Origin of the sequence: Pantoea sp. USMM079, from assembly GCF_037153115.1 — a bacterium.
GTDB classification, from domain to species: Bacteria; Pseudomonadota; Gammaproteobacteria; order Enterobacterales; family Enterobacteriaceae; genus Pantoea; species Pantoea communis.
The window spans coordinates 1-24,052 of the sequence record NZ_JBBCKX010000021.1 but is presented as its reverse complement, the minus strand read 5'-3'; the positions used below and the strand labels follow the sequence as shown (position 1 = coordinate 24,052).

The window sequence follows — 24,052 nt, the reverse complement described above, 5'->3', positions numbered from 1 at the left end:
TCGGTTATACTCGCCCACTTGTCTGTTGATTAATGGGAAATTATGGAACGTTTTATCGAGAACCTGATGTATTCATCGCGCTGGTTGCTGGCACCGGTTTACATTGGACTTTCGCTGGGGCTGCTGGCGCTGACCGTTAAATTTTTCCAGGAAATTTTTCACCTGTTGCCCAACATACTCAGCATTGCTGAGAACGATCTGATTCTGCTGCTGCTGTCGCTGGTGGACATGACGCTGGTCGGCGGATTGCTGGTGATGGTGATGCTCTCTGGCTATGAGAACTTTGTTTCTAAGCTGGATATTGATGAGAACAAAGAGAAGCTGAGCTGGCTGGGCAAGATGGATTCCGGCTCGCTGAAGAACAAAGTCGCGGCTTCGATTGTAGCGATTTCATCGATCCACCTGCTGCGCATCTTTATGGACGCGCGCAATGTCGATGACAGCAAGCTGATGTGGTACGTGATTATCCACCTGACCTTTGTGCTGTCGGCCTTCGTGATGGGCTGGCTCGATAATATGTCGAAGGTCGAGAAGAAGTAGTTTCGTGTACGAGGTGCGCATCAATGCGCACCCTACGGAAATTCGCCCAACGCCTGAAAATCCGCCCATCCTCCCAGGAACTGCGCTTCCTACGAAAATCTGCACCATTTCCTCAAGGCACCCTTTAACGTGACGTCACCACATTGCTATGGCGGCATTGTCTTCATCGCACCGGCTGTGTGCCCGCCAGTTTCGGCATCACCTCTCTGATCATCGCGAAAAACTGCCGCATACGAGCGGGATGATAACTGGCCCACGGATAGGTCAGCCACACCGGCAGCGGCGGGGCTTGCCACTCGGGCACCAGCTGAATCAAATCCCCTTTTGCTAAGTCCTCCTGTACTACCCACGACGACACAATCGCCGCACCCATGCCCGCCAGAGCGGCTTTGCGGATGGCGTATAAGCTGTCGCTGGCGAGGCGAGGCGCAATCGGCAGATTCATCGGCTGCCCATCACTCAAGCGCTGTAGTGCAAGCTCATTGCGGTAAAAGCTGGTCAGCGCCAGCCATGGCAGGTCGGTCAGTTGGCTGACATCCTCAATTGGCGCATGCTTTGCCAGCAGTGAAGGTGCGGCCACCACAAAGCGCGGCACTTCGGCCAGCAGAATCGCCACCAGCGAGGGATCGTTCACTGCACCGACCTGAATCGCGCAATCGACATTTTCGCTGATAAAGTCCGGCGTGCGATCATTGAGCATCCACTCCACCGTCAGACGCGGGTAACGCTGCAGGTAATCCACCAGCGGATCGATCAACTGGTCCTGGCCAAACGCATGGGGCGCACGCACGCGCAGTGTGCCAATCGGATCGTCACTGGAACCCGTTAGTTCATCTTCCAGCGCATGCCAGGTCGCCAGCAACTGCCGCGCCTGCGCATAACAACGCTCGCCGTCATCGGTGAGTTTCAATGCATGAGTCGTGCGCAGAATCAGCTTCAGTCCTAACCGCTGTTCCAGTGCCTGCAACCGGCGGCTGATGGTGGGTTGTGTCGTGCCCAACTGCGCAGCGGCGGCTGACAGCGATCCACTTTCGACAATACGAATAAAGGTCTGCATCAGTTCAATGCGGTCAATACTGGTTGGATTGCTCATACGCACCGTGCATAACAGTTCTGTGTTTGACGAGTCTACCGCGTATGGCCGCGACGCGCTTTAATAAGCGCACTTTCACGGGGGAATTCACTATGTCAGCCATTTCGCAATCTACTGCATTGCCAGCTGAAAAACTGCCAGCGCCGCTGGTGTTCACGCTTGCTGCAGGTGCCGGGCTTAGCGTGGCATCGATTTACTACAGCCAGCCGATGCTGGATATCATCAGCAAACAATTTAACGTCGGGATTGGTAGCGTCGGCATGGTGCCAATGCTGACGCAAGCGGGATACGCGCTGGGTATTCTGCTGCTGGCACCGCTCGGTGACCGTCACGATCGCCGCACCATTATTCTGATTAAAAGCCTGATGCTGGTCGCCGCGCTGTTGCTGTGTGGCTTCTCGGGCGGCATCAACGCGTTACTGATCGCCAGCTTTGTCACCGGCTTAACCGCGACCGTGGCACAGGACATCGTGCCTGCTTCGGCGGCACTCGCGCCAGAACGCAGTCGCGGTAAAACTGTTGGCACGGTGATGACCGGCTTGCTGGTCGGTATTCTGTTGTCACGCGTGGTGAGCGGCGTGGTGGCGGAATATCTGGGCTGGCGCACCATGTACATGGTGGCGGCGGTGGCCGTGTTGCTGATTAGTCTTGCGCTGTGGCGCGTGTTGCCGCGCTTCAAGCCGGGCACCTCGGTGAGCTATCCACGTCTGCTGCTGTCGCTGGCGCATTTGTGGCAACACCACCAGACGCTGCGCCGTGCCGCGCTGGCACAGGGTTTGCTGTCGGTGGGTTTCAGTGCCTTCTGGTCAACGCTGGCGCTGATGCTGAGTGAGCGCTTCCATTTTGACAGTGCGGTCGCGGGTGCCTTTGGTCTGGCAGGTGCAGCGGGTGCGCTGGCCGCACCGCTGGCAGGAAGCGTGGCGGATCGCATTGGTCCAGCGCGTGTCACCCAGTATGGCGCTTCGCTGGTGATGGTTTCCTTTGCTCTTATGTTCCTGCTGCCGCTGTTGCCGGTTCCGGCACAGATTGGTCTGATTATTATCAGCACCATCGGATTTGATTTGGGGGTGCAGGCCACATTGGTGGCACACCAAACGCTGGTGTACAGCCTGGCGCCAGAGGCGCGTAGCCGACTGAATGCGTTGATGTTTACCGTGGTGTTTATTGGCATGGCGACCGGTGCGGCACTTGGAAGCCTGGCGCTGGCGCACTTTGGCTGGACCGGCGTGGTGGCGCTCTCCACACTTGCCGCTGCGCTTGCGTTGCTGATTCGTCTGGCGAGTCGTCACCTGAAAAACTGATCGTCAATCCTGTGCCAGGCTTAAGGGAGAATGTTATTTAAAAACGGAGCGTTATGAACTTCCTGGCCTGGACTGCCGCTACCGGTGGTCTGCTACTTCTTATGTCACTGGCCTCCGGATGGATCCATCGTGGGCCAGTGACTTCGTTTGGGCTTTATCTGTTCGCGGGCATCTTGTGTGGCCCATGGCTGCTCAATCTTCTGCAGCTCGACATCCTCGGGCACGCCGAACTCGCCGCCCATCTCACCGAAATCGCCATGGCCGCCTCGCTGTTTATCACTGGCCTTAAATTACGCGTGCCACTGACAGCCCATGCCTGGCGCGTGGGGGTACGGCTGGCGTTTCCCGCCATGCTGCTCACCGTGGGCGGCATGACGCTGCTGGTGCACTGGATGACCGGTTTTGACTGGGCGCTATCGCTGGCGTTTGGTGCCATTGTGGCACCGACCGATCCGGTGCTGGCGAGCCTGATTTCCGTCAACGATGCGCGCGATGACGATGCGCTGCGCGTGGCGCTCTCCAGCGAAGCGGGCATGAACGACGGTTCGGCGCTGCCGCTATTGATGCTGGCGCTGCTTATGATGCAGTCCGACACGCTGAACATCAGTCACCTGGGTGAATGGGCACTAAGGGATGGTCTGTGGGCCATCGGTGGCGGGCTGGCTATCGGCTACTTGCTTGGCCGCTTAATTGGCCAACTGGCGACCCATCTGCGCAGCGCGCATCAGGACATTGCACCGAATGACTTTCTCGCGCTGGCGCTCATCGCACTCAGTTATGCGGCGGCGCAGTCACTGGACGCCTCCGGCTTCCTCGCCACCTTTGCGGCAGGCGTCGGGTTACGTCGCGCTGAGTTGCGTGTGGTAAAGCACTATCCGCAAGACGAGTTGTCAGAAGAGGAGCAATACCTGCCCGCTGAGGCGCGCGTCAATCCCAATCAACGACTGGCGCACGGCGGCAGCGGTATGGTCAAATCAATGGGGTTGGTGGTCGGCGATGCGTTGTCATTTGGTGATACCATCGAGCGGTTGCTGGCCGCCGCGATGATGGTGGTGCTGGGAGTCACACTGGCGCAGCACTGTAATCTCACCGGCATTGGCCTCGCGCTCCTGCTGTTTGTGGTCGTGCGTCCGCTGGCGGTGTGGATCACCACCTGGCGCTGTGAGATACCGCTCATGCGCCGTCTGCTCATTGGCTGGCTGGGGATTCGCGGCATCGGCAGTATCAATTACATTGCTTATGCCTGGGTGCACGGCATGCGTGGCCCGCAGGCAGAGCAAATGGTGGATATGGCGTTGACGTTAGTGGTGTGCAGCATCGTGCTGCACGGCATCACGGTGACGCCGTTATTAAACTGGCGTGCCGCCCGTCAGGCGGCACGTGTGCAACATAATCAAAAGTGATTTTCTGGAAATTACTGGAGTCTGTTATGAAAGCCATATTAATCGCCCTCGTTGGGCTCTCGCTTTCCGCCCCTCTCTTCGCCGCTGACGGTGATAACACCAGCGAAGAGAATGTGTATGCCAGCCAGCTGTGCCATCTGGTGAGCACGGAAAAAAAGACCAGCGATCTGGATACCTATACTGCGAAGATGAAGTCTCAGCTGGCTGCCAGCCAGTCTTCTTCGGCGATGGATAAGTTTGAATTCAATGAAGAAACGGCGCAGGAAGTGATCAGCGCCTGGATGGAACTGGGCGAGGATGAACGCACGCAGCTGCGCCATAATCAGCAGCAGTGCGAGCAAACAGTTATGACCCAATTCCAGCAACAGGATTAAATCCCCGTCATACTTCGAACTGTAGCGGCGTTGGCTGCGTCTGCTCGCCCCAGTCACTTACTGCAGTAAGCTCCTGGAGACTCGCATCCTTGCCGCCTTGCTACAGCTCGAATTATTTAGGGAATTAAATCCCCGTCATACTTCAAGCTGTAGCGGCGTTGGCTGCGTTTGTTCGCCCCGGTCACTTACTGAAGTAAGCTCCCGGGGACTCACGCACTTGCCGCCTTGCTACAGCTCGAATTATTTAGGGGATTTCAGCGTCTAACCAATTACGTGATCTCGAGTGTTCGCTTTCATGTAGCGGAAAAATTTGGCGGATTCACTATAAAATAAGCGCCTTTATAGGCGCTTTTTCTATGGATCTTTTGTACAAAATGCGTACATAATCGCCAGCGTTGAAAGTTGACACGTATCACATAACGAGACGCAGCCCACAAGGCTGACATGTTTATTTCAATACTGGCTACTGGGCATGAAACTTACACGGCGTCACTTTTTGTTGGCAACCGGGGCAACCGTCCTCTCAATGACCACAGGCAAACTGTTTGCCCGTGATGACATTATCCCATTGTGGCCAGACGATCCGCCGGGCGGCGGTGGGCCGTCTGGGCTGTTGAAAGTCAGTATGAACGGCTCCTGGACCAACATTGTTTCTCCAGCGATTCAACGATTTCGCCCCGAGAATCCCAACGGCGAAGCGGTGATCGTGGCGGCTGGCGGCGGCTATCGTTTTATCGGCATGGGACGTGAAGCCTGGCCGGTGGCGCGCTGGTTAAATGCCAACGGTTACACCGTGTACGTACTGAGTTACCGCTTGCCGGGAGAAAAGTGGCAGGCGGGCAACCTCGCGCCGCTGCAGGATGCGCAGCGCGCTATTCGCCTGGTGCGTTCTATGGAGAGTAAAGTGCACTTGCTCGGCTTCTCTGCCGGTGGGCATCTGCTGGGTATGGCGGCGGCGCGTCCTGATTTCGAAACCTATCCGGCGCAGGACCCGCTCGATCAAATCCGTCCAACGGCCGATAGCGTTGGCCTGATCTATCCGGTCATCACCCTTGAAGCGCCATATCAGAACACCAAGACGCACCTGATGATGGTAGGCGATCACGCGACACCCACTCAGGAAGCGAACTGGTCAGTGCAGAATTATGTCACCCGACAATATCCACCGACGTTCCTGGCGCAGGCGGAAGATGATCACACCTCCAATCCCCATAACACTGAAATGATGCGCGATGCCTGCCGTCGGATGCAGGTGCCAGTGGAGTTGATTGAACTCAGCAGCGGTGGGCATGGCTTTGGTCTGGGGAAAGCGGGTACGCCTGCTGCGCTCTGGGATCAGGCGTATGTGCGCTGGCTGGATCTGCACAGTTAATCGGGCAAAAAAACGTATTATCCGAAGAGACGGACCACAAAAGTGTTAGCTATGTGGTCGGTCTGATCTGTTAGCCATATGCCCGGCTGTGTTGTTATGCGCGCCAGGCAAATGGACGCATTACGTCAGATTAAAATGCTCATCCGGCTGGCGCGGTTCCGGCAACGGGAAATCATTGTTCATCGCCTTCAAATTACGTTCGATATTCACGCACAGCGCATCCAGTGGCAGATGGTTGGGCGCAGTGCCGAACGGATCTTCCAGCTCTTCCGCCAGTGACTCCAGCGACAGGAAGGTGTACGAGATAAACACCGACACCAACGGCGTCATCAGATGCAAATCCGCCACCAGCGCAAACGGTAGTAGGGTACAGAACAGGTACACGGTGCGATGCAGAATCAGGCTGTAGGCAAACGGAATCGGCGTGCTGGCAAGGCGATCGCAGCCGCCCAGATAAGCCGACAGATGATTGAGATTGTCATCGATACTCTGCCAGACAATATCCGACACCAAACCCTCATCGCGCCGCTGCGCCAGCCATTCGCCCATGCATAACAAGGTCTGTGAGGTCGGCATCGGATGGCTCAATACGGCACTGTGCCACTTCTCCGGCAGCAAGCGCGCCAGATCGGCCTGCGCATCGGTTTTACGCAGCCGATGTTTCATTGCCCAGCTAAATGCCAGCTGCAGCCCTACAAACTCCTGCACTTGCGCTTCACTGATGCCGCGAATGCATTTTATCTGGCGCAGCAGTGAGCGTTGCGTGATGTGCATATTGCCCCACAGCGTGCGCGCTTCAATAAAACGCGCATAGCTGGCGTTATTGCGGAAGCCAAGAAAGATGGCAATCGACACGCCAATCAAGCTGAACGGTGCAGTCGTGAGGTGAATGCCGAAAGTGGAGTACCACGGATAGCCGATAATGGCGATCACCGACATCAGCAGGTTGAGCGACAGGCGAAACACAATGCTAACCAGCACCGAGCCGTGCCAATCAAACAACCTGATGAACCAGTGTTGACGAGGACGTACGATCATTTTGCGATGGTGTTTTTTATGATTTTGTTGGCACAGGTTACGCCTGCTGATACACCGGAAGCAATGTGAAAAACAGCGCATTTGAGGCTGAAATTGCTGTGTTGAGTGTTAATTTATCTTTTTAAATCAGTCTTCTAAAAACACTTTGAACAAGTTGTAAAATTCTTTGCGTTATCTCTTCATCGCCCCTTTCTCTAAAGTTCATTCCAGCAGCACAACACACAAATTTAAAAACACTTTAGAGGAATGCATCATGTCTAAACTCGACCTGCTCGACCCACAGAACTCAGCCCTGATCTTTATCGACCACCAGCCGCAGATGGCTTTCGGCGTCGCCAATATTGATCGCCAGCAGCTCAAAAATAACACCGTCGCTTTGGCAAAAGCGGGCAAAGTTTTCGACGTGCCGGTGATTTATACCTCTGTAGAAACCGAAAGTTTTAGCGGCTACATCTGGCCAGAACTGCTGGCGGTGCACCCGGAATCGAAGCCGATTGAACGCACCTCGATGAACTCATGGGAAGATGCCAAATTCGTTGAAGCGGTGAAGAAAACCGGCCGTAAGAAATTGATTATTTCAGCGCTTTGGACGGAAGTTTGTCTGACTTTCCCGGCCCTGATGGCCTTGAAAGAGGGCTTTGAAGTGTACGTGGTGACCGATACTTCAGGCGGCACCAGCGTCGATGCCCACGAACGCTCCATTCAGCGCATGGTGCAGGCCGGTGCGGTGCCGGTGACCTGGCAGCAAGTGCTGTTGGAATACCAGCGCGACTGGTCACGCAAAGAAACCTACGATGCGGTGATGGATCTGGTGCGTGAGCACAGCGGCGCATACGGCATGGGCGTGGATTACGCTTACACCATGGTGCACAAAGCGCCACAGCGTCAGGCTTGAATTACGACTGGCGCGGCAGGCTGATTTTCAACGCATCGATAAACAGCCGCAGCGCCATCGACTGATGCTGGTTTGGCGGGAACCACAAGGCCAGACCTGCTGACTGCACCCGCCAGTCGGCGAGCAGTTCCACTAACTGGCCGGATTGCAGCGCCGCTTCGGCGTAAAGCGACGGTACATAAGCAATGCCCAATCCACTGATGGCCGCGCGGGTCATCAGCGCGTTATTATCTAAGGTGATCGTGCCCGGTACATCCATCTCATAGCGTTTCCCCGCATTCTCATACTCCCAGCGATAGCGTTTCCCGCTCGGCAGACGATGGCGAATGCACTGCTGCTGCAACAAATCCTGCGGCTGCTTGATGGGGGCGTGTGCGGCGAGATAGGCCGGTGAAGCCACGGTGATAAAATTCAGGGGGCCGCCCAGCGCAATCGCCACCATATCCTGCGGCACATCCTCTATCAGCCGAATTCCGGCATCAAACCCGGCGGCTGTGATATCCACCAGTTCACCCTGCGCAGCAAAATCGAGCTGAATATTCGGGTAATCAGCGCAAAATCCCGGCACCACCTTTTCTAGCAGAATCGCAATTGCCGCGTCGCTGGCACTGATGCGCAAGGTGCCCGCATGCTGCTGGCGGCGGGCGCTGACATCGTGTAGCACTTCATCCATTTCATTCAGTAGTGGAGCGAGGCGATCGATTAACTGTTGCCCGGCATCAGTGAGCGATACGCTGCGGGTCGTGCGCTGAAAAAGCTGTACCCCCAGATTATGTTCCAGCGCTTTCACCAGATGGCTGAGTGAAGAGCGCTTCAGGCCGAGCATCTCAGCGGCACGGCGGAAGCTGCGCTGCTCGCCCAACGTTTTGATGGCCTGAAGTTCATGCCAGGAAGGTCTTCTCATTGGTGGTATTTCCTCACCAGGTCATGCGCGATTAGGGAGATTATGACCACCAGTAAAGCGATCTATCATCGGGTTTTCAACCGGAGGACGACAAAATGAAAACCTGGTTAATTACCGGTGCCAGCAGTGGGCTGGGCCGTTTGATGAGTGAGGATTTACTGGCACGTGGCGATCGCGTGCTGGCCTGCGTACGTCGCACTGAGGCAATGGCGGATTTGCAGGGGCAATACGGCGAACAGCTGCAGGTTATTGCGCTGGATTTGGCAAACACCGCCAGTATCGCACCCGCTATCGGCAAAGCCTTTGCTCAGGTGGAACGTGTTGATGTGGTGGTAAGTAATGCCGCCTATGGTCTGTTTGGCGCGGCGGAAGAGTTGAGCGATGCGCAGATTGATCGCCAGATCGCCACCAATCTCACGGGCTCCATTCAGCTGATTCGCGCCGTGATTCCATTGTTGCGCCAGCAGGGCGGCGGGCGCATCGCGCAGGTTTCCTCGGAAGGCGGGCAGGTGGCTTATCCCAACTTCAGCCTGTATCACGCCAGCAAGTGGGGCATTGAAGGATTTGTTGAAGCGGTACGCCAGGAAGTTGCCAGCTTTGGCATCGATTTCCTGCTGGTGGAGCCGGGTCCAACCGCCACTAACTTTGGTGCCGGGCTGGATATTGCTGAGGCGCAGGATGTTTATCGGGACACCGCCTCCGGTGAAGTGCGCCGCGCGATTATGTCTGGCGAGTTCGCGATCAAAGGCGATGCCGCGAAATCTGTCACCGCGATGATCGCCACGCTGGATCAACCCGCCATGCCGCTGCGTCTGGCACTGGGCAGCACGGCGTATGACAATATCGAAGCCGCGCTGGAACGACGCCTGACAGAGCTGCGTTTGCAGAAAGAGATAGCCTATCGTGCGGATGTGTAAAAGCTTTTCGCATAACCGCACGGAGTAACAGGCAGGGAAGCGGCATCGCTGCCAAACTTAGCGCACAAAAGAAGGCATGCACGTTTCGCAGCGGCATGCTTTGTATTGAGCGTTTTGCTAAGGAGAAAGTGGTTATGAAAGCGATGATCCTGAAACAACCCGGCGGTTTAGAGCACTTGCAGCTGGCGGATCTGCCCGATCCCGGTAAACCGGGCGCCGGAGAGATCCGCGTGGCGATCCATGCCACCTCACTTAACTTCCACGATTTGCTGGTGGCTAACGGATCGATCCCCACCGAGCAAGATCGCATTATGATGGCGGACGGTGCGGGCGTGGTCGAAGAGGTCGGTGCAGGCGTCACCGACTTTAATCCCGGCGACCATGTGGTGTCCTGTTTCTTCCCACAGTGGCAGGATGGGCTACCGTTTGCTCAGGTCGGCAATTTCACCCAAACGCCAGGTGATGGCGCTGATGGGTTTGCCGCTGAAGTGGTGGTGCGTCCGGCGCATCACTTTACCCTCGCACCGCGCGGCTGGCGGCATGCCGAAGCCGCGACGATTACCACATCTGGCCTGACGGCATGGCGCGCACTGGTAGGCGATGCGCAGATTAAATCGGGCGATACCATCGTCACGTTGGGCACCGGCGGCGTGTCGATTACTGCGCTGCAAATTGCCAAAGCGATGGGCGCACGAGTGATTGTCACATCTTCATCGGATGAGAAGCTGGCCAGAGCCAAAGAGCTGGGGGCCGATGCGGGTATCAACTATCGCACCACGCCGGAGTGGGGCAAAGCGGTACAGCAGCTGACTGAGGGCAAAGGTGCGGATGTGGTGATTGAACTGGGCGGGCCGGGCACCATGGCACAGTCGATTGAAGCGGTGCGCGTGGGCGGTCATATCGCGTTAATTGGTGTGCTGACCGGGTTCGAAGGCGTGATACCCACCTCGCTATTGATGGCAAAGCAGGCGCGTATTCAGGGGTTGATTGTCGGCCATCGTCGTCAGCAGCAGGATTTCGTGCGCGCGTTAGAGCAAACGGGTATTCGCCCGGTAATCAGTGACAGTTATGGTGCGCTGAACGATCTGCCTGCGGCCTTCCAGCATCAGCAGTCGGCGGGACACTTCGGCAAAATCACCGTGGAGTGGTAACGCGAATTAGCCTGTTTCCCATACCAGGAAACAGGCTAGTGACATCAGTAGTAATCACCGTGACGGTAATCCCAGGACGGGAAGATGTCCGACAGCAACGCCATGATTTTATCGACATCAAGGCCTTTGCGAATCAATACCGGGCACGGGGTGATTTTACGCTCGCCGTTTTGCTGTGGAATCAGACGACCTTCGCTATCGACCATCGACACCATTACGCCTTGTTCGTAGCGCACTTTATTTTCATCGTTAGGCTGAATGGATTTCACGTAGTCATTGGCTTCAATAATTAAATCAGCACGCGCTTCAATACGTTCGCCAATACCCTCAACCAGACCACGGTTTCCCTGACCCGATGGGTTGGCGGAACTGGCGAAGGAGAATTTCCCGTGCTCTTCCCACAGCGCTTTCGCAATATTTTCACCGGGGCGGCTAAATTTAATCACGAAGCAACTGGTCTGGCGGCCATCCATCATCAGCTCTTTTGAACCGTCAGCCGGAATACGCGCCAACGCATCTTCGCGCCACGGTAAAATACAGCCCAGCAAAATATCCTGATCCCAATGCTGCTGATAAAGCTGGTCAATTTCCGGCGTCAGTTGAGCCAGTGAACGCAGTTGTTCCAGCGAGCCACATAGTACCACGCCTGGCTTGTTGCGCTTGCGCTGCTTGGCTTCAAACTTACGCTCTAACCCGGCTTTATCGGAGGTCATGATGATGTAACCGACTTTCGTTGGGCTCACAATCATGCCGCCGTCCTGGGACAAAATCTCGATGGCTTCAGGTTGTAACCCGCCATTCCACGTTATTTGCTTACCGCTCATGGATCTACCCTATCTGCGTATCAATAGATGACGTACAGGAATATTACCTGCAATGTAATTAAGGAATTAATTAACCGGATAATTCATCGGGATTAATGGGTTTGTGCAAAACCATGCTGGTGATAATAGTACGATAATTAAAGGTGATGCAACTGATGAAAATAACGATGAAAGGAATAGGGTTAATTTAAAATAACACGCGGGAAATGTAGTGTTATTTAAACAAGGCGCTGAATAAGTCTTTCAGCGCCAGGGTTAATTAAAATATCAGAGCGTGTGCCACACCGCGCAGCGCAATGCCGACGATGATGCCCGGCACGGCGAAACGGAACAGACGCGGGAAACGACTCGACAGGCCAAGGAAGATACCAATCCCCGGCAAATCAAAGGTCTGAATAAACCAACCCGCCGAGGCGTTGATGTTGTGCGCACTGTATAAACCTTTTTCGACCAGCCCGGCTACCACGCCGTAGTAGGCGGTGCCGCCTGCCAGGCATTTGGTCAGTGCAGGCAGAATATACACTTCAGAGATGTTGAATCTGTCCAGCAGCGGAGAAACCAGCCGGGTAAGCATCTCAATCCCGCCGGACTCTTTCAAAATCCCCACCACCGACAGTGAGAGAATCAGCATCGGCAGCGATCCCAGCGCCAGACGAATCGCGTCCGCACCCGCGCTGTTGATGATGGCGATCAGTCCCATTTTGCTTTCATTATTCGCAACGGCTTCATCTTCATTGAGCAGCGCTGCATCCGAGAGCTTGCGCCCAAAGAAATGATAAGTGGTGGCTGCCGCCAGCACCCCGCCGCAGATGGAGATGAGTATCGCGGCACTCCAGTTGAGCCCGGCAGGAATCAGCGGATAAAAGGCGTTGGCTTGCCCCATGGCAAACAGCATCGCCAGCGTGGCCGCCATATGGCGATCGGAGGTGCCGCGTTTTTCCATAATCGCTAATGCCGCTAACGGCGCGGCGAAACTGACAAAGTTCAGCTGGATCAGCGCAAATAATGCCAGTCCGGTAATACCTAAAGGTTTTAATAACGGTGTGGAATGACGTACCACAAAATCCAGCACACCTTTCACTTCCAGATATTTCATGATGAATAACATCACCACCATGATAGGAATAAGCGTGTACAACGCGACATCCACCGAGGATTTGCCCGCAGACATGATAATGCTGATGATATTCATGCGGTTGCCTGAACCTCGAACCACGGCTTAATACCGGTAAACATGTTGCTCCCCTTGCCTTAAAAAACGCATAAAAATGCCAGCGCGAAGGGCGCTAGCTAAGGGATAAATAGTATCCCGGTGGTGTAAACTTGAGTAGTGAAGAAATTAAATTTTATCTTGCAGGAAATGGCAGGGCAAAATAACCGTGCGCCGACGTTTGTGCGGCGCACGGAAATATTATTCGACGTTTATTCGCTTATCTGACGAATATTACGCGCGGTGCTCTGCAATAATTTAAATGCATCATAACGGTGCTGATGCAGTGGCGAAACCGACGGCTCAGGATGCCAGCGCTTTTCATCGGTGGTCATGTTGGCCATCGCCGAGGTGACGTCGGAATATACGCCACTGGCGGCAGCGGCAAGAATCGCTGAACCCAGTAATACCGGCTCAGGGCAGTGGGTGGATTGCACAGGAAGCTGGCAGCTGTCCGCCAGCAACTGGCGCACCAGCGAGTGTTGCCCGGCGCCGCCGCTGATGACAATCGACCGCGTGACGATACCCTTGCTGGTTTGCGCCTCAATGATTTGGCGCAGGCCGTAGCCGAGGCTGCACAAGCCGGCGATATACAGTGCGATCAGGCTCGCTTCATCGTTGTCCATACCCAGACCGCAAATCACCGCTCGCGCGTAAGGGTCGCCAAAAGGTGCACGATTACCCGCAAATTCCGGCACGATATGCAGACCTTCGACTAAATCCACCGTTGCTGATTCACTGCGAGATTGCTGCAAAGCCTGTTCCGCAAGGTACACCGGCAGTGAAAGGCCAGCGGCATCGGCAGCCTGCTGTGCCCTTGCAGCCGCTGGATGCATCTCCAGCAGGCGGTCGATGGCGGCGCCCGCCGCGCTTTGTCCGCCTTCACTCAACCATAAACCCGGCACCATCGCCGAGTAATACGGACCCCACACACCTGGCACAAACGCGGCTTCACGCGTCGGCGTCATGGTGCAGGACGAGGTGCCAAACACATAAGCGAGTTTATCTTCCGGGCTGCCATCTGCGCCCAGCGTACCGACGCCGCCTGCATGGGCATCGATTAACCCGGCGGCCACTGGCGTGCCTGCGGGTAAGCCAAAGTCGGCGGCGGCCTGCGTGGTTAAACCTGTGCCGCACGGTGTGCCTGGCTCGACGATCTGCTGTCCGATACGCGCAAATTTCTCCTGAGCGAATTCCGGCAGGCCAATGGCATTGAAGTAGTCGGCATCCCAGCGCTGCTCATGCGCAAGATAGTTCCATTTGCAGGTGACGGTGCAGGATGAGCGCGCCGTATCGCCTGTCGCGCGCCAGCTGAGGTAATCAGTGAGATCGAAAAAGTGTGCGGCGTTCTGGAACGTCTGCGGGTTGTGGGTTTTCAGCCACAGCAGCTTTGGCATCTCCATCTCCGGTGAGATGCGTCCGCCCACGTAGTCGAGCACCGGATGTTTCGTCGCGTTAATGGCATCGGCCTGCTGCGTCGCGCGGTGATCCATCCACACAATAATATTGCGTTCTGCCTCTCCGTTTGGGCTGACGGGCAACGGTTGCCCCTGTTCATCGATCACCACCAGCGAGCAGGTGGCATCGAAGCCAATGCCAGCCACCGCAGCGGGATCGATAGCGGCAGTGGCCACCGCCTCGCGCACGCAGTGACTGACCGCCTGCCAAATCTCATTGGCGGATTGCTCAACCACATGACCGTGGGCACGGAAGGTGGTGATGGACTGTTTTGCATGGCCTAACAGATTTCCTGCGCGGTCAAACACGCCCGCGCGAGCGCTGGCCGAACCTACATCGACACCAATCAGATATTTTTCGTTACTCATGCTGCTGCACCTCGGCTGGTTACAGGTCAACGCTGTTGGGGAGGATAACAATATCGCGCACTGTGACACCCGGCGAACGTGTCACCATAAACAGCACCGATTCCGCCACTTCAATGGGCTGCATCAGGCTGCCATTGGCCAGCGCGTCCTCCAGTTTCTCCTGCGGCCAGTCATCGAGCAGGGCAGTGACCACCGGACCCGGCAGCACCGCACCGACGCGCACACCATGCTGCGCCACCTGACGACGGGTTGAATGCACAAAAGCCTGCACTGCAAATTTGGATGCGGTGTAGATCGGTTCCCAGACCACGGGCACCACGCCCGCAATCGAACTGGTGAAAATGATGTCACCCGATTTCTGCGCGATCAGATGCGGCAGCACCGAACGCACGCAGCGGAAGGCCGCGCTGGTGTTGAGTTTCAGTACGCGATCCCAGATATCGGGATCGCCTTCCGCCACTGGCCCGCCAATGTAGGCACCGGCGTTGGCGTGGAAAATATCGAGGCGGCCCGCCAGCTTGAGAATGTCGTCGAGAATTCCGTCAACCTGTTTGCCGTCCATCAGGTCAATTTGCAATGGCAATGCCTGAGGACCCAGTTCCGCCACCAGCTGCTGCAACTTGTCGCCATCGCGATCGATTAGGACGACTTTAGCCCCGGCCTGCAGCAGCACTTTGCTGCATTCCAGACCGATACCGGAGGCAGCGCCAGTAATGGCGGCAACTTTTCCGTTGAGTGGGTTATGCATGGAGAAGAGGTTCGTGTTCATCTTATAATCCTTTATCAATGGCGTTTTAGGTGGTGCTCAATCGATGAAGCACAACTATCACCCCGACTTTTAACCAGCAACAAAAAGAGCAATAAAGGGATGGGTTCTGTGACGGGGATCGGCAAAAACAAGAAAACCACCATTTATGACCTGGCGGAACTCACCGGGGTTTCGGCAAGCGCGGTGAGCGCGATTTTAAGCGGCAACTGGAAGAAGCGGCGCATCAGTGCCAGCACTGCTGAGAAGGTGAGCCGGATTGCGCAAGAGCAGGGTTATGCGCTGAATCGACAGGCCAGCATGCTGCGAACCACGCGCTCGAAAACCATCGGTATGATCGTGCCTAAATACGACAACCGTTATTTTGGCTCAATCGTGGAAAGTTTTGAGCAGATGGCGCGCGATCGCGGCCTGTTCCCGGTCATTACCTGCACACAGCGCGATCCTGATTTGGAACTCGAAGCGGCGCGCACCATGCTCTCCTGGCAGGTGGATTACATGGTGGTGACCGGGGCCACCGATCCAGATCGTATCACTGCACTTTGTCAGGCCGCGGGCGTTCCCTCGCTGAATCTTGATCTGCCCGGTTCGCTGGCGCCTTCAGTGATTTCGGATAACTTCAATGGCGCATTGAGCCTGACGCGTAGCCTGCTGGAGAAGTGCCCGCAGCCGCTGATTTTTATCGGGGGGCGTGCCAGCGATCACAACAGTAAAGAGCGCCTGCGCGGCTTTTTGGCGGCACATCAGGAACGAGGCATTTCTGTGCCGGAGGAAAATCTGCTGCTGTGTGGCTACGAGCCAGAAAAAGCGCAAACGGCGTTGAAAAATCACTTTCAGCAGTATGTAACGGGGCAATTTGGCGTGTTTGTGAATTCGACCATTTCGCTGGAAGGGGTGGTGCAGTTTCTGCGTGCTGAGGATCTGTTATCCGATGATAAACACCCGGCGATTGGCTGTTTCGACTGGGACCCGTTCGTCGCGCTGTTGTGTAAAGATATCAGCATGGTGAAACAGGATGTGGCAGGCATGATGGAAACGGTGTTCCGCCTGATGGAGAGCGGTGAGCAGGACGTGGCGGTGGTGGAAGTGCCGGTGTTGCTGATGCAGTAAAAAGGGCGGCAAATGCCGCCCCATTGATCAACGCATGGTGACAAACTCTTCCGCCGCAGTCGGATGAATCGCCACGGTGTTGTCGAAATCTTTCTTGGTAGCGCCCATTTTCAGTGCCACAGCGAAGCCTTGCAGCATCTCGTCCATACCGTTACCGATACCGTGAATGCCGACAATCTTCTCTTCCGGGCCAACACACACCAGCTTCATGCGGCACGGCTGGCGATGCTGGGTGACGGCGGTGTACATCGCGGTGAAGGAAGATTTATACACTTTCACCTGGTCGTCGCCGTACTGCTCGCGCGCCTGCGGTTCGGTCAAACCAACGGTGCCAATCGGTGGATGGCTGAATACCACGGTCGGCACATTGCTGTAATCCAGGTGCTCGTCCGGTTTGTTGTTAAACAGACGTTCTGAAAGACGACGACCGGCGGCCACCGCGACAGGCGTCAGTTCCACCGCACCGGTGTTATCGCCCACCGCATAAATGCCTTTCACGTTGGTATTCTGGAACTTATCAACGTTGATATAGCCTTTCTCGTTCAGCGCCACGCCGGTTACGGAGAGGTTGAGATTGTCGGTCGCCGGCTCGCGACCAATCGCCCACACCAGGCAATCGACAGTTTGCTCATGGCCATTTTCCAGCTGCAGCGTCAGGCTGCCGTCGGCGTTCTTGATCACCGCTTTCGGGATCGACTCGGTATGCAGCGTTGGGCCTTCGGCCTGAATCACTTCTACCAGCGTATCGACAATCAGCGGATCGAAACTGCGCAGTGGCGCATGCTTACGCACAAACAGATGGGTTTCGGCACCCAGTGCGTTGACCACACCGGCCAGCTCTACCGCGATATACCCTGCGCCTACCACCGCGACACGCTTCGGCAGCGCATCCAGCTCAAAGAAGCCGTCAGAGTCGATACCGTATTCCGCGCCAGGCACTTTTGGATGGCTTGGACGACCGCCTGTGGCGATCAGGATGTGATCGGCCGTGATGGTTTCGCCATTCACTTCCACGGTGTTGGCATCGATAAAGCGGGCGAAGCCCTTGATCACTTCGACGTTGTTTTTACCCAGCACGTTGTCATACGAGGTGTGGATGCGATCGATATAGGCGCTGCGGTTTTTCACCAGCACTGACCAGTCAAAATTGTTCACGGTGGTATCGAAACCGTAGTCCGGGCCGTACAGGTGAATAGCTTCGGCAATCTGCGCCGCATGCCACATCACTTTTTTCGGCACGCAGCCAACGTTGACACAGGTGCCGCCCAATTCTTTCGCTTCGATCAGCGCGCATTTCTGGCCATGCATCGCGGCACGGTTAATCGAGGCGATACCGCCGCTGCCGCCGCCGATGGCGAGGTAGTCAAAATGTCGGGTCATGCGGAATGTCCATCTTTTGGAAGAAAATTGGCATAGAGTGTAACGCTGCTTGCGCAAGAGGCGCAAAGGTTCAGCCTATGTTTGTGATAGGGTTAAATCCAGGTTCCGCTTACATGGAAGACATTATGCATCTGACTTTTCTCGGCACTGGCGCGGGTGCGCCGAGCCTGCAACGTAACGTCACGGCGATTGCACTGACGCTGTCGAAACGGGGCGACACCTGGCTGTTCGACTGCGGTGAAGCGACGCAGCACCAGTTTATGCGCTCCGCACTCAAGCCGAGCAGGCTGGAAAAAATCTTTATTACCCACTTGCACGGTGACCACATCTTCGGTCTGCCGGGCTTGCTCACCAGCCGTTCGATGGCCGGGCTGCTGGAGCCGATGACGATTTACGGTCCAAAAGGCATCAAACAGTTTGTCGAGACGGCGCTCAGTCTCAGTGGTTCTTACACCGGCTTCCCACTTGAGATCATAGAAATTGAAGCGGGTGAAGTGCTGGATGATGGCGAGTTCCGCGTCATCGCCTATCCGATGAATCATGTGGTGGAGTGCTATGGCTATCGCATTGAACAGCATGATAAACCGGGCTTCCTCGATGCGCCGCGCCTGAAAGCGGAAGGCGTGCCGCGCGGGCCCTGGTATCAGGATTTGAAAGAGGGTAAACGCATCCGGTTGGAGGATGGGCGCGAAATTAACGGCGCGGCGTATCTCGGTCCGGCGACCAGGGGCAAAGTGGTGGCGATATTCGGTGATACCGGCCCGACCGAAGTGGCACTTGAGCTGGCGGCTGATGCGGATGTGATGGTGCATGAAACCACGCTGGAAGCCGCAATGGCCGAAAAAGCCAATGGTCGCGGCCACTCCACGACGATTCAGGCGGCCGAGGTAGCAAAACTGGCAGGTGCAAAACGCATGATCGCCACGCACTTCAGTTCGCGTTATTTGTCGAGCGATCGAGAGAGACTGCTGGCGGAGTGCCAGTCGGTGTTTGCAGCGACCGAGCTGGCACGAGATTTCGCGGTGTTCGAAATTTAGTGCTGTAACGCCGGATAGGTAAAGAACAGCAGGTGCGTCATGTTGAACAGGAAATGGACGCCGGTGGCGACCCACACACGCCCGCTCCAGTGCCACGCCAGGCCGTAAATTAACCCGGCCAGAGTGGCGAAGACCACCAGCATCATGCCGCCAGGGAAGTGCGCCAGACCAAACAGCAGTGCGGTGAGCAACAGTGCCGCTACGCCACCGATTTTCTGGCGCAGGCGCTGTTGCACATAGCCACGGAAGAACGCTTCTTCGGCCAGCGAAACAAAGAACAGGTTTGCCAGCATAAAGCTGCCGAGCCAGTCCGGCCAGTGTGGCTCAATCGCCAGTCCACCCAGCAGCACCGCGACGTACAGCAGCAGCGGGATCGCCGCCAGTAACAGCAGCCACAGAATCTTGTGCGGCGCAGGAAACTGCTGCGTACGGAACAGCGTGGGCAAGGCAGCCAGCAGCACAAAGGGAATCAGCGCTTTATCAAAGTTGTAGTAAAAGCTGAACGGCACACTGTTGGGGCCAACCTGCATCTCCTCGATCTGACGCGGGTTGTTAAAGCCAGGCAGCAGATGCAGGAACAGGCCACCGGCGATCAACACCAGCAGCGCTTCGCTGATCAGCAACACGGCACGGTTGGTGGGATTTTCCACCCGCACCCACGCCAGCAAAGCGATGGCACCTAAAATGGCGAGCGCAGGCCAGTCCAGTACATCCTGGAACAGGCCCATTATCGTCGCCAATAACAGCAGAAGTACGGCAAGGCGTTTGGCAGGTGACAGCACAGTGAGTGCGCCAGCCAGAATGATCCACATAAAAAGTGTCCTTAGAAGGGCAACGGCAAAGGGCGGCTCAGAAACCGCACCCTTTAAGCCCGTTATTCTGGAACGATCTGCGTCACGCTGTAGTGACCGGTACCCGCCGGCACCAGCTTCTGATGCAGCCACGGCAGCAGCTCTTCCATCTGTGCTTTCAGCTTCCACGGCGGGTTAATCACGATCATGCCGGAGGCAGTCATGCCGCGTTGATCGCTATCCGGGCGCACCGCCAGTTCGATCTGCAAGATGTTGCGGATGTTGCTGGCTTCCAGGTCTTTAATCATGTGTTTGATTTGCTGGCGCAGCACCACCGGATACCACAGCGCATACACACCGGTAGCAAAGCGTTTGTAGCCTTCCTGAATGCCTTTCACCACATCCTGATAATCGCTTTTCATTTCGTACGGCGGATCGATCAGAATCAGACCACGACGGCTCAGCGGAGGCAGTTTGGCTTTTAACTGCTGATAGCCGTCGCCACGCGCTACGCGTGCACGGGCATCTTTGCTGAATTCGGAACGTAGCAGCGGATAGTCGCTGGAGTGCAGTTCGGTCAGCTCCAGCTTGTCCTCTTCACGCAGCAGATAGCGGGCGATCAGCGGCGAGCCTGGGTAGTAGCGCAAGGTGCCATGCGGGTTGAGGTTGCGAACGGCCGTCAGATAAGGCTTCAGCAGTTCTGGCGCGTCCGGCTGCTGCCAGATGCGCGCAATGCCTTCCAGATATTCACCGGTACGCTCGGCGTGCTCTCCGCTCAGCTGGTAACGTCCGGCACCGGCGTGGGTATCCAGATAGAGAAACGGTTTTTCCTTCTCCATCAGGGCGGTGAGGATCAGGCTTTCAACGGTATGTTTGAGCACGTCGGCATGGTTGCCGGCATGAAAACTGTGGCGATAACTCAGCATAAAAAAGAGGGGTCCGCGGTTGGATCAAAGGAGATAAAAACATCGTGTGTGGCGCGATTATAGCCGCGCTGCGTAAAAATTGCTGACGTTTCGGCGCTCGCGCTTTTTTCTTTACGGGTCCATTCTCAGTAGCATTGATTTTCACGTTAACTGACCGCATGTTAGAAAGATTGCGTCGCGCTATTGCGCGCCACCCCCACTCCATGAAGAAAGGACTGCGCTTATGACCAATCCGTTACTCACCCCTTACACGCTACCGCCGTTTTCCGCGATCAAGCCTGAGCACGTGGTTCCCGCTGTGACTGAAGCGCTGAACAATTGCCGCGCTGAAGTTGAACGCGTTGTAGCACAGGGTGCACCTTACACTTGGGACAATTTAGTGCAGCCACTGGCAGAAGTGGATGATCGTCTGAGCCGTATTTTCTCGCCGGTGAGCCACCTGAATTCGGTGAAGAACAGCCCGGAACTGCGTGAAGCTTATGAGCAGACGCTGCCGCTGCTGTCAGAATACAGCACCTGGGTGGGACAGAACGAAGGCCTGTATCAGGCTTATCGCGATCTGAAACAGGGCGACAGCTATGCCGCGCTGGATATCGCACAGAAGAAAGCGGTGGATAACGCACTGCGTGATTTCGAACTCTCCGGTATCGGTCTCGATAAAGAGAAGCAGAAACGCTACGGCGAAATCGCCGCGCGCCTGTCTGAGCTGGGTTCGACCTACAGCAACAACGTGCTCGACGCCACCATGGGCTGGAGCAAGTTGATCACCGATGAAGCCGATCTGGCGGGCATGCCAGAAAGCGCGCTGGCTGCGGCTAAAGCGCAGGCCGAAGCTAAAGAACAAGAAGGCTGGCTGCTGACGCTGGATATCCCAAGCTATCTGCCAGTCATGACCTATTGCGATAACGCCGCGCTGCGTGAAGAGATGTACCGCGCCTATTCAACGCGTGCTTCTGAGCAGGGTCCCAACGCCGGTAAATGGGATAACGGCCCGATCATGGCCGAAGAGCTGGCGCTGCGTCACGAGCTGGCACAGCTGCTGGGCTTTGACTCCTTCGCGCACAAATCACTGGCGACCAAGATGGCTGAGAACCCGGCTCAGGTGATCGACTTTCTGACCGACCTCGCCAAACGTGCGCGTCCGCAGGGTGAGAAAGAGTTAGCTCAGCTGCGCGCCTTCGCCAAAAAAGAGTATGGCGTTGACGAGATGAATCCGTGGGATCTCACCTATTACGGCGAGAAGCAGAAACAGCATCTCTACACCATCAGCGATGAGCAGTTACGTCCGTACTTCCCGGAAGAGCGCGCGGTGAGCGGCCTGTTTGAAGTGGTGAAACGCATTTATGGCATCACCGCCAAAGAGCGTAAAGACGTGGATGTGTACCATCAAGACGTGCGCTTCTTCGACCTGTTCGATGAAAGCGGCGAGCTGCGCGGCAGCTTCTATCTTGACCTGTATGCGCGTGAACACAAGCGTGGCGGGGCGTGGATGGACGATTGCGTGGGTCAGATGCGTAAAGCCGATGGCAGTCTGCAGAAGCCGGTCGCGTACCTGACCTGTAACTTCAACCGTCCGGTACAGGGCAAGCCTGCACTGTTTACCCACGATGAAGTCACCACCTTGTTCCACGAGTTTGGTCACGGCCTGCACCACATGCTGACGCGCATCGAAGCGCCGGGCGTGTCGGGCATCAGCGGTGTGCCGTGGGATGCGGTCGAGCTGCCGAGCCAGTTTATGGAAAACTGGTGCTGGGAGCCGGACGCGCTGGCGTTTATCTCCGGCCACTACGAGACCGGCGAACCGCTGCCGAAAGATCTGCTGGATAAAATGCTGGCAGCAAAAAACTATCAGGCGGCGCTGTTTATCCTGCGTCAGCTGGAGTTCGGCCTGTTCGACTTCCGCATGCACACCGAATTCAATCCGGAAAAAGGTGCGCAGATCCTCGAAACCCTGCGTGAAGTGAAAAAGCAGGTTGCCGTGGTGCCAAGCCCGGAATGGGGCCGCTTCCCGCATGCGTTCAGCCACGTCTTCGCCGGCGGTTATGCCGCAGGTTACTACAGCTATCTGTGGGCCGACGTGCTGGCGGCGGATGCCTATTCGCGCTTCGAAGAAGAGGGCATCTTCAACCGTGAAACCGGCCAGTCGTTCCTCGACAACATCCTGACGCGCGGCGGTTCCGAAGAGCCAATGGAGCTGTTCAAACGCTTCCGTGGCCGTGAACCACAGCTGGATGCGATGCTGGAACACTACGGAATTCAGGGATAAGCCTGCTTGTGAAAATCGGTTTAATCGATGAATCAGGCGCCGGAGACGGCGCCTTATTACATCTGGCGCAGCGCTGGGGCTTACAGCATGACGATCAGGCTGTAATGGCGCTGGTACTGACGCCGGAGCGCCTTGAGCTGCGCAAACAGGATGAGCCTAAACTGGGTGGCATCTTTGTGGATTTTGTCACCGGAGCTATGGCGCATCGCCGCAAGTTTGGCGGCGGTCGCGGCGAGGCGGTGGCGAAAGCGGTGGGCATCAAAGGCGGTTATTTGCCGGACGTGATCGACGCAACGGCAGGATTGGGGCGCGATGCCTTTGTGCTGGCGGCGCTGGGTTGCCGGGTGCGCATGCTGGAACGCCATCCGGTGGTTGCGGCTCTGCTCGATGATGGCTTACGTCGTGGCTATGAAGATGCGGAGATTGGCGGCTGGCTGCGCGAACGTCTGACGCTGCTGCATGTGGTGAGTCAGCAGGCGTTGAGTGATATCACGCCCGCGCCAGATGTGGTGTATCTCGATCCGATGTATCCCCATCGTCAAAAGAGCGCGATGGTGAAGAAGGAGATGCGGGTGTTTCAGTCGCTGGTGGGACCCGATGAGGATGCCGATGCGCTGCTGGAACCCGCTCGTCGTCTGGCGAAGAAGCGCATTGTGGTGAAACGCCCGGATTACGCGCCGCCGTTAGCGGGCGTTGCAACCCAATCGGCCGTGGTCACCAAAAGCCATCGCTTTGATATTTATCCGCCATTGGTATGATTCTGCATAATAGCGTTGCGGCGTGATTTATCGCGCGGGCTTTAAAGACGCGCGATGTATGAAGTGAACCCCGAAAGTTGGACACCATTCCAACGAGTAGGGGGAACTACAATGAGCAGTCGTAAGCATTCACCGGAATTTAAAAAACAGGCCGTTCTGCATCTTCTCAA

At 56.2% G+C, this 24,052-nt stretch carries 22 protein-coding genes; 12 read left to right on the top strand and 10 right to left on the bottom strand.

From position 1 onward, the window contains the following. Positions 1–42: 42 nt before the first annotated feature. On the top strand, positions 43–540 hold the full coding sequence (locus WFP70_RS20605; protein WP_034819827.1) for a TIGR00645 family protein: 498 nt from the start codon (positions 43–45) through the stop codon (positions 538–540). A 163-nt stretch (positions 541–703) separates the two neighbouring features. Here the strand turns inward: WFP70_RS20605 and WFP70_RS20600 are convergent, their stop codons facing one another. After that, positions 704–1,633 carry a LysR family transcriptional regulator gene (locus WFP70_RS20600; RefSeq protein WP_337024293.1) on the bottom strand — a complete coding sequence of 310 codons (930 nt, stop codon included), beginning with the start codon at positions 1,631–1,633 and terminating at the stop codon, positions 704–706. A gap of 92 nt (positions 1,634–1,725) precedes the next feature. On the opposite strand from WFP70_RS20600, the gene WFP70_RS20595 reads away from it, so the two are divergent. The 4 genes from WFP70_RS20595 (at position 1,726) to WFP70_RS20580 (ending at position 6,083) form a co-directional block, all read left to right on the top strand. Further along, the gene (locus WFP70_RS20595; protein WP_337024294.1) at positions 1,726–2,934 is read left to right on the top strand and encodes an MFS transporter; all 1,209 of its coding nucleotides are present in this window, start codon (positions 1,726–1,728) and stop codon (positions 2,932–2,934) included. A 53-nt stretch (positions 2,935–2,987) separates the two neighbouring features. Beyond that, positions 2,988–4,337 (top strand): cation:proton antiporter, encoded by a 1,350-nt coding sequence (locus WFP70_RS20590; protein ID WP_337024295.1) that lies wholly within the window; start codon positions 2,988–2,990, stop codon positions 4,335–4,337. 26 nt (positions 4,338–4,363) lie between these two features. Next, the gene (locus WFP70_RS20585; protein ID WP_337024296.1) at positions 4,364–4,711 is read left to right on the top strand and encodes a hypothetical protein; all 348 of its coding nucleotides are present in this window, start codon (positions 4,364–4,366) and stop codon (positions 4,709–4,711) included. A gap of 526 nt (positions 4,712–5,237) precedes the next feature. Next, positions 5,238–6,083: an alpha/beta hydrolase gene (locus tag WFP70_RS20580; RefSeq protein ID WP_034819812.1), complete on the top strand. Its 846-nt coding sequence runs from the start codon at positions 5,238–5,240 to the stop codon at positions 6,081–6,083. A 120-nt stretch (positions 6,084–6,203) separates the two neighbouring features. Here the strand turns inward: WFP70_RS20580 and WFP70_RS20575 are convergent, their stop codons facing one another. After that, positions 6,204–7,121, bottom strand: coding sequence for a bestrophin family protein (locus WFP70_RS20575; RefSeq protein ID WP_097119412.1), 918 nt, complete (start codon positions 7,119–7,121; stop codon positions 6,204–6,206). Positions 7,122–7,374: 253 nt separating this feature from the next. Here WFP70_RS20575 and WFP70_RS20570 point away from each other — a divergent pair, with 253 nt between their 5' ends. Continuing rightward, on the top strand, positions 7,375–8,016 hold the full coding sequence (locus tag WFP70_RS20570; protein WP_100701886.1) for a hydrolase: 642 nt from the start codon (positions 7,375–7,377) through the stop codon (positions 8,014–8,016). A 1-nt stretch (position 8,017) separates the two neighbouring features. Here the strand turns inward: WFP70_RS20570 and WFP70_RS20565 are convergent, their stop codons facing one another. Next, on the bottom strand, positions 8,018–8,920 hold the full coding sequence (locus WFP70_RS20565) for a LysR family transcriptional regulator (RefSeq protein ID WP_337024297.1): 903 nt from the start codon (positions 8,918–8,920) through the stop codon (positions 8,018–8,020). Positions 8,921–9,015: 95 nt separating this feature from the next. Here WFP70_RS20565 and WFP70_RS20560 point away from each other — a divergent pair, with 95 nt between their 5' ends. Beyond that, positions 9,016–9,837 (top strand): SDR family oxidoreductase, encoded by an 822-nt coding sequence (locus WFP70_RS20560; protein ID WP_337024298.1) that lies wholly within the window; start codon positions 9,016–9,018, stop codon positions 9,835–9,837. Positions 9,838–9,971: 134 nt separating this feature from the next. After that, on the top strand, positions 9,972–10,988 hold the full coding sequence (locus WFP70_RS20555) for a zinc-dependent alcohol dehydrogenase family protein (protein ID WP_337024299.1): 1,017 nt from the start codon (positions 9,972–9,974) through the stop codon (positions 10,986–10,988). Between the two features lie 44 nt (positions 10,989–11,032). On the opposite strand, the gene WFP70_RS20550 is transcribed toward WFP70_RS20555, so the two are convergent. The 4 genes from WFP70_RS20550 to WFP70_RS20535 form a co-directional block, all read right to left on the bottom strand. Further along, entirely contained in the window at positions 11,033–11,812 is a 780-nt protein-coding gene (locus WFP70_RS20550; RefSeq protein ID WP_337024300.1) for an L-threonylcarbamoyladenylate synthase, read from the bottom strand. A gap of 259 nt (positions 11,813–12,071) precedes the next feature. Continuing rightward, positions 12,072–13,004 carry a nucleoside recognition family protein gene (locus WFP70_RS20545; protein WP_337024301.1) on the bottom strand — a complete coding sequence of 311 codons (933 nt, stop codon included), beginning with the start codon at positions 13,002–13,004 and terminating at the stop codon, positions 12,072–12,074. Positions 13,005–13,234: 230 nt separating this feature from the next. Continuing rightward, positions 13,235–14,848, bottom strand: coding sequence for an FGGY-family carbohydrate kinase (locus WFP70_RS20540; RefSeq protein ID WP_337024302.1), 1,614 nt, complete (start codon positions 14,846–14,848; stop codon positions 13,235–13,237). Between the two features lie 19 nt (positions 14,849–14,867). Further along, on the bottom strand, positions 14,868–15,617 hold the full coding sequence (locus tag WFP70_RS20535; protein ID WP_160869207.1) for an SDR family oxidoreductase: 750 nt from the start codon (positions 15,615–15,617) through the stop codon (positions 14,868–14,870). 108 nt (positions 15,618–15,725) lie between these two features. Between WFP70_RS20535 and WFP70_RS20530 the strand changes: the two genes are divergently transcribed. Further along, a complete protein-coding gene (locus tag WFP70_RS20530) occupies positions 15,726–16,724 on the top strand; it encodes a LacI family DNA-binding transcriptional regulator (protein WP_337024303.1) in 999 nt (332 codons plus the stop codon). Positions 16,725–16,751: 27 nt separating this feature from the next. Here WFP70_RS20530 and gorA read toward each other — a convergent pair whose 3' ends face one another. Next, positions 16,752–18,104: a glutathione-disulfide reductase gene (gorA, locus tag WFP70_RS20525; RefSeq protein WP_337024304.1), complete on the bottom strand. Its 1,353-nt coding sequence runs from the start codon at positions 18,102–18,104 to the stop codon at positions 16,752–16,754. A 125-nt stretch (positions 18,105–18,229) separates the two neighbouring features. On the opposite strand from gorA, the gene rnz reads away from it, so the two are divergent. Continuing rightward, on the top strand, positions 18,230–19,141 hold the full coding sequence (rnz, locus tag WFP70_RS20520) for a ribonuclease Z (protein WP_337024305.1): 912 nt from the start codon (positions 18,230–18,232) through the stop codon (positions 19,139–19,141). Here rnz and WFP70_RS20515 read toward each other — a convergent pair. Both WFP70_RS20515 and WFP70_RS20510 read right to left on the bottom strand, forming a co-directional pair. Then, complete coding sequence (locus WFP70_RS20515) at positions 19,138–19,953, bottom strand: CPBP family intramembrane glutamic endopeptidase (RefSeq protein WP_182058674.1); 816 nt, start codon at positions 19,951–19,953, stop codon at positions 19,138–19,140. The two genes, rnz and WFP70_RS20515, sit on opposite strands and share 4 nt — an antisense overlap. Positions 19,954–20,015: 62 nt before the next feature. Beyond that, positions 20,016–20,858: a 23S rRNA (adenine(2030)-N(6))-methyltransferase RlmJ gene (locus tag WFP70_RS20510; RefSeq protein ID WP_034819774.1), complete on the bottom strand. Its 843-nt coding sequence runs from the start codon at positions 20,856–20,858 to the stop codon at positions 20,016–20,018. A gap of 223 nt (positions 20,859–21,081) precedes the next feature. On the opposite strand from WFP70_RS20510, the gene prlC reads away from it, so the two are divergent. Next, the gene (prlC, locus tag WFP70_RS20505; protein WP_337024306.1) at positions 21,082–23,124 is read left to right on the top strand and encodes an oligopeptidase A; all 2,043 of its coding nucleotides are present in this window, start codon (positions 21,082–21,084) and stop codon (positions 23,122–23,124) included. 8 nt (positions 23,125–23,132) lie between these two features. Then, positions 23,133–23,882, top strand: coding sequence for a 16S rRNA (guanine(1516)-N(2))-methyltransferase RsmJ (rsmJ, locus tag WFP70_RS20500; RefSeq protein WP_283216388.1), 750 nt, complete (start codon positions 23,133–23,135; stop codon positions 23,880–23,882). The last annotated feature ends 170 nt before the right edge of the window (positions 23,883–24,052 follow it).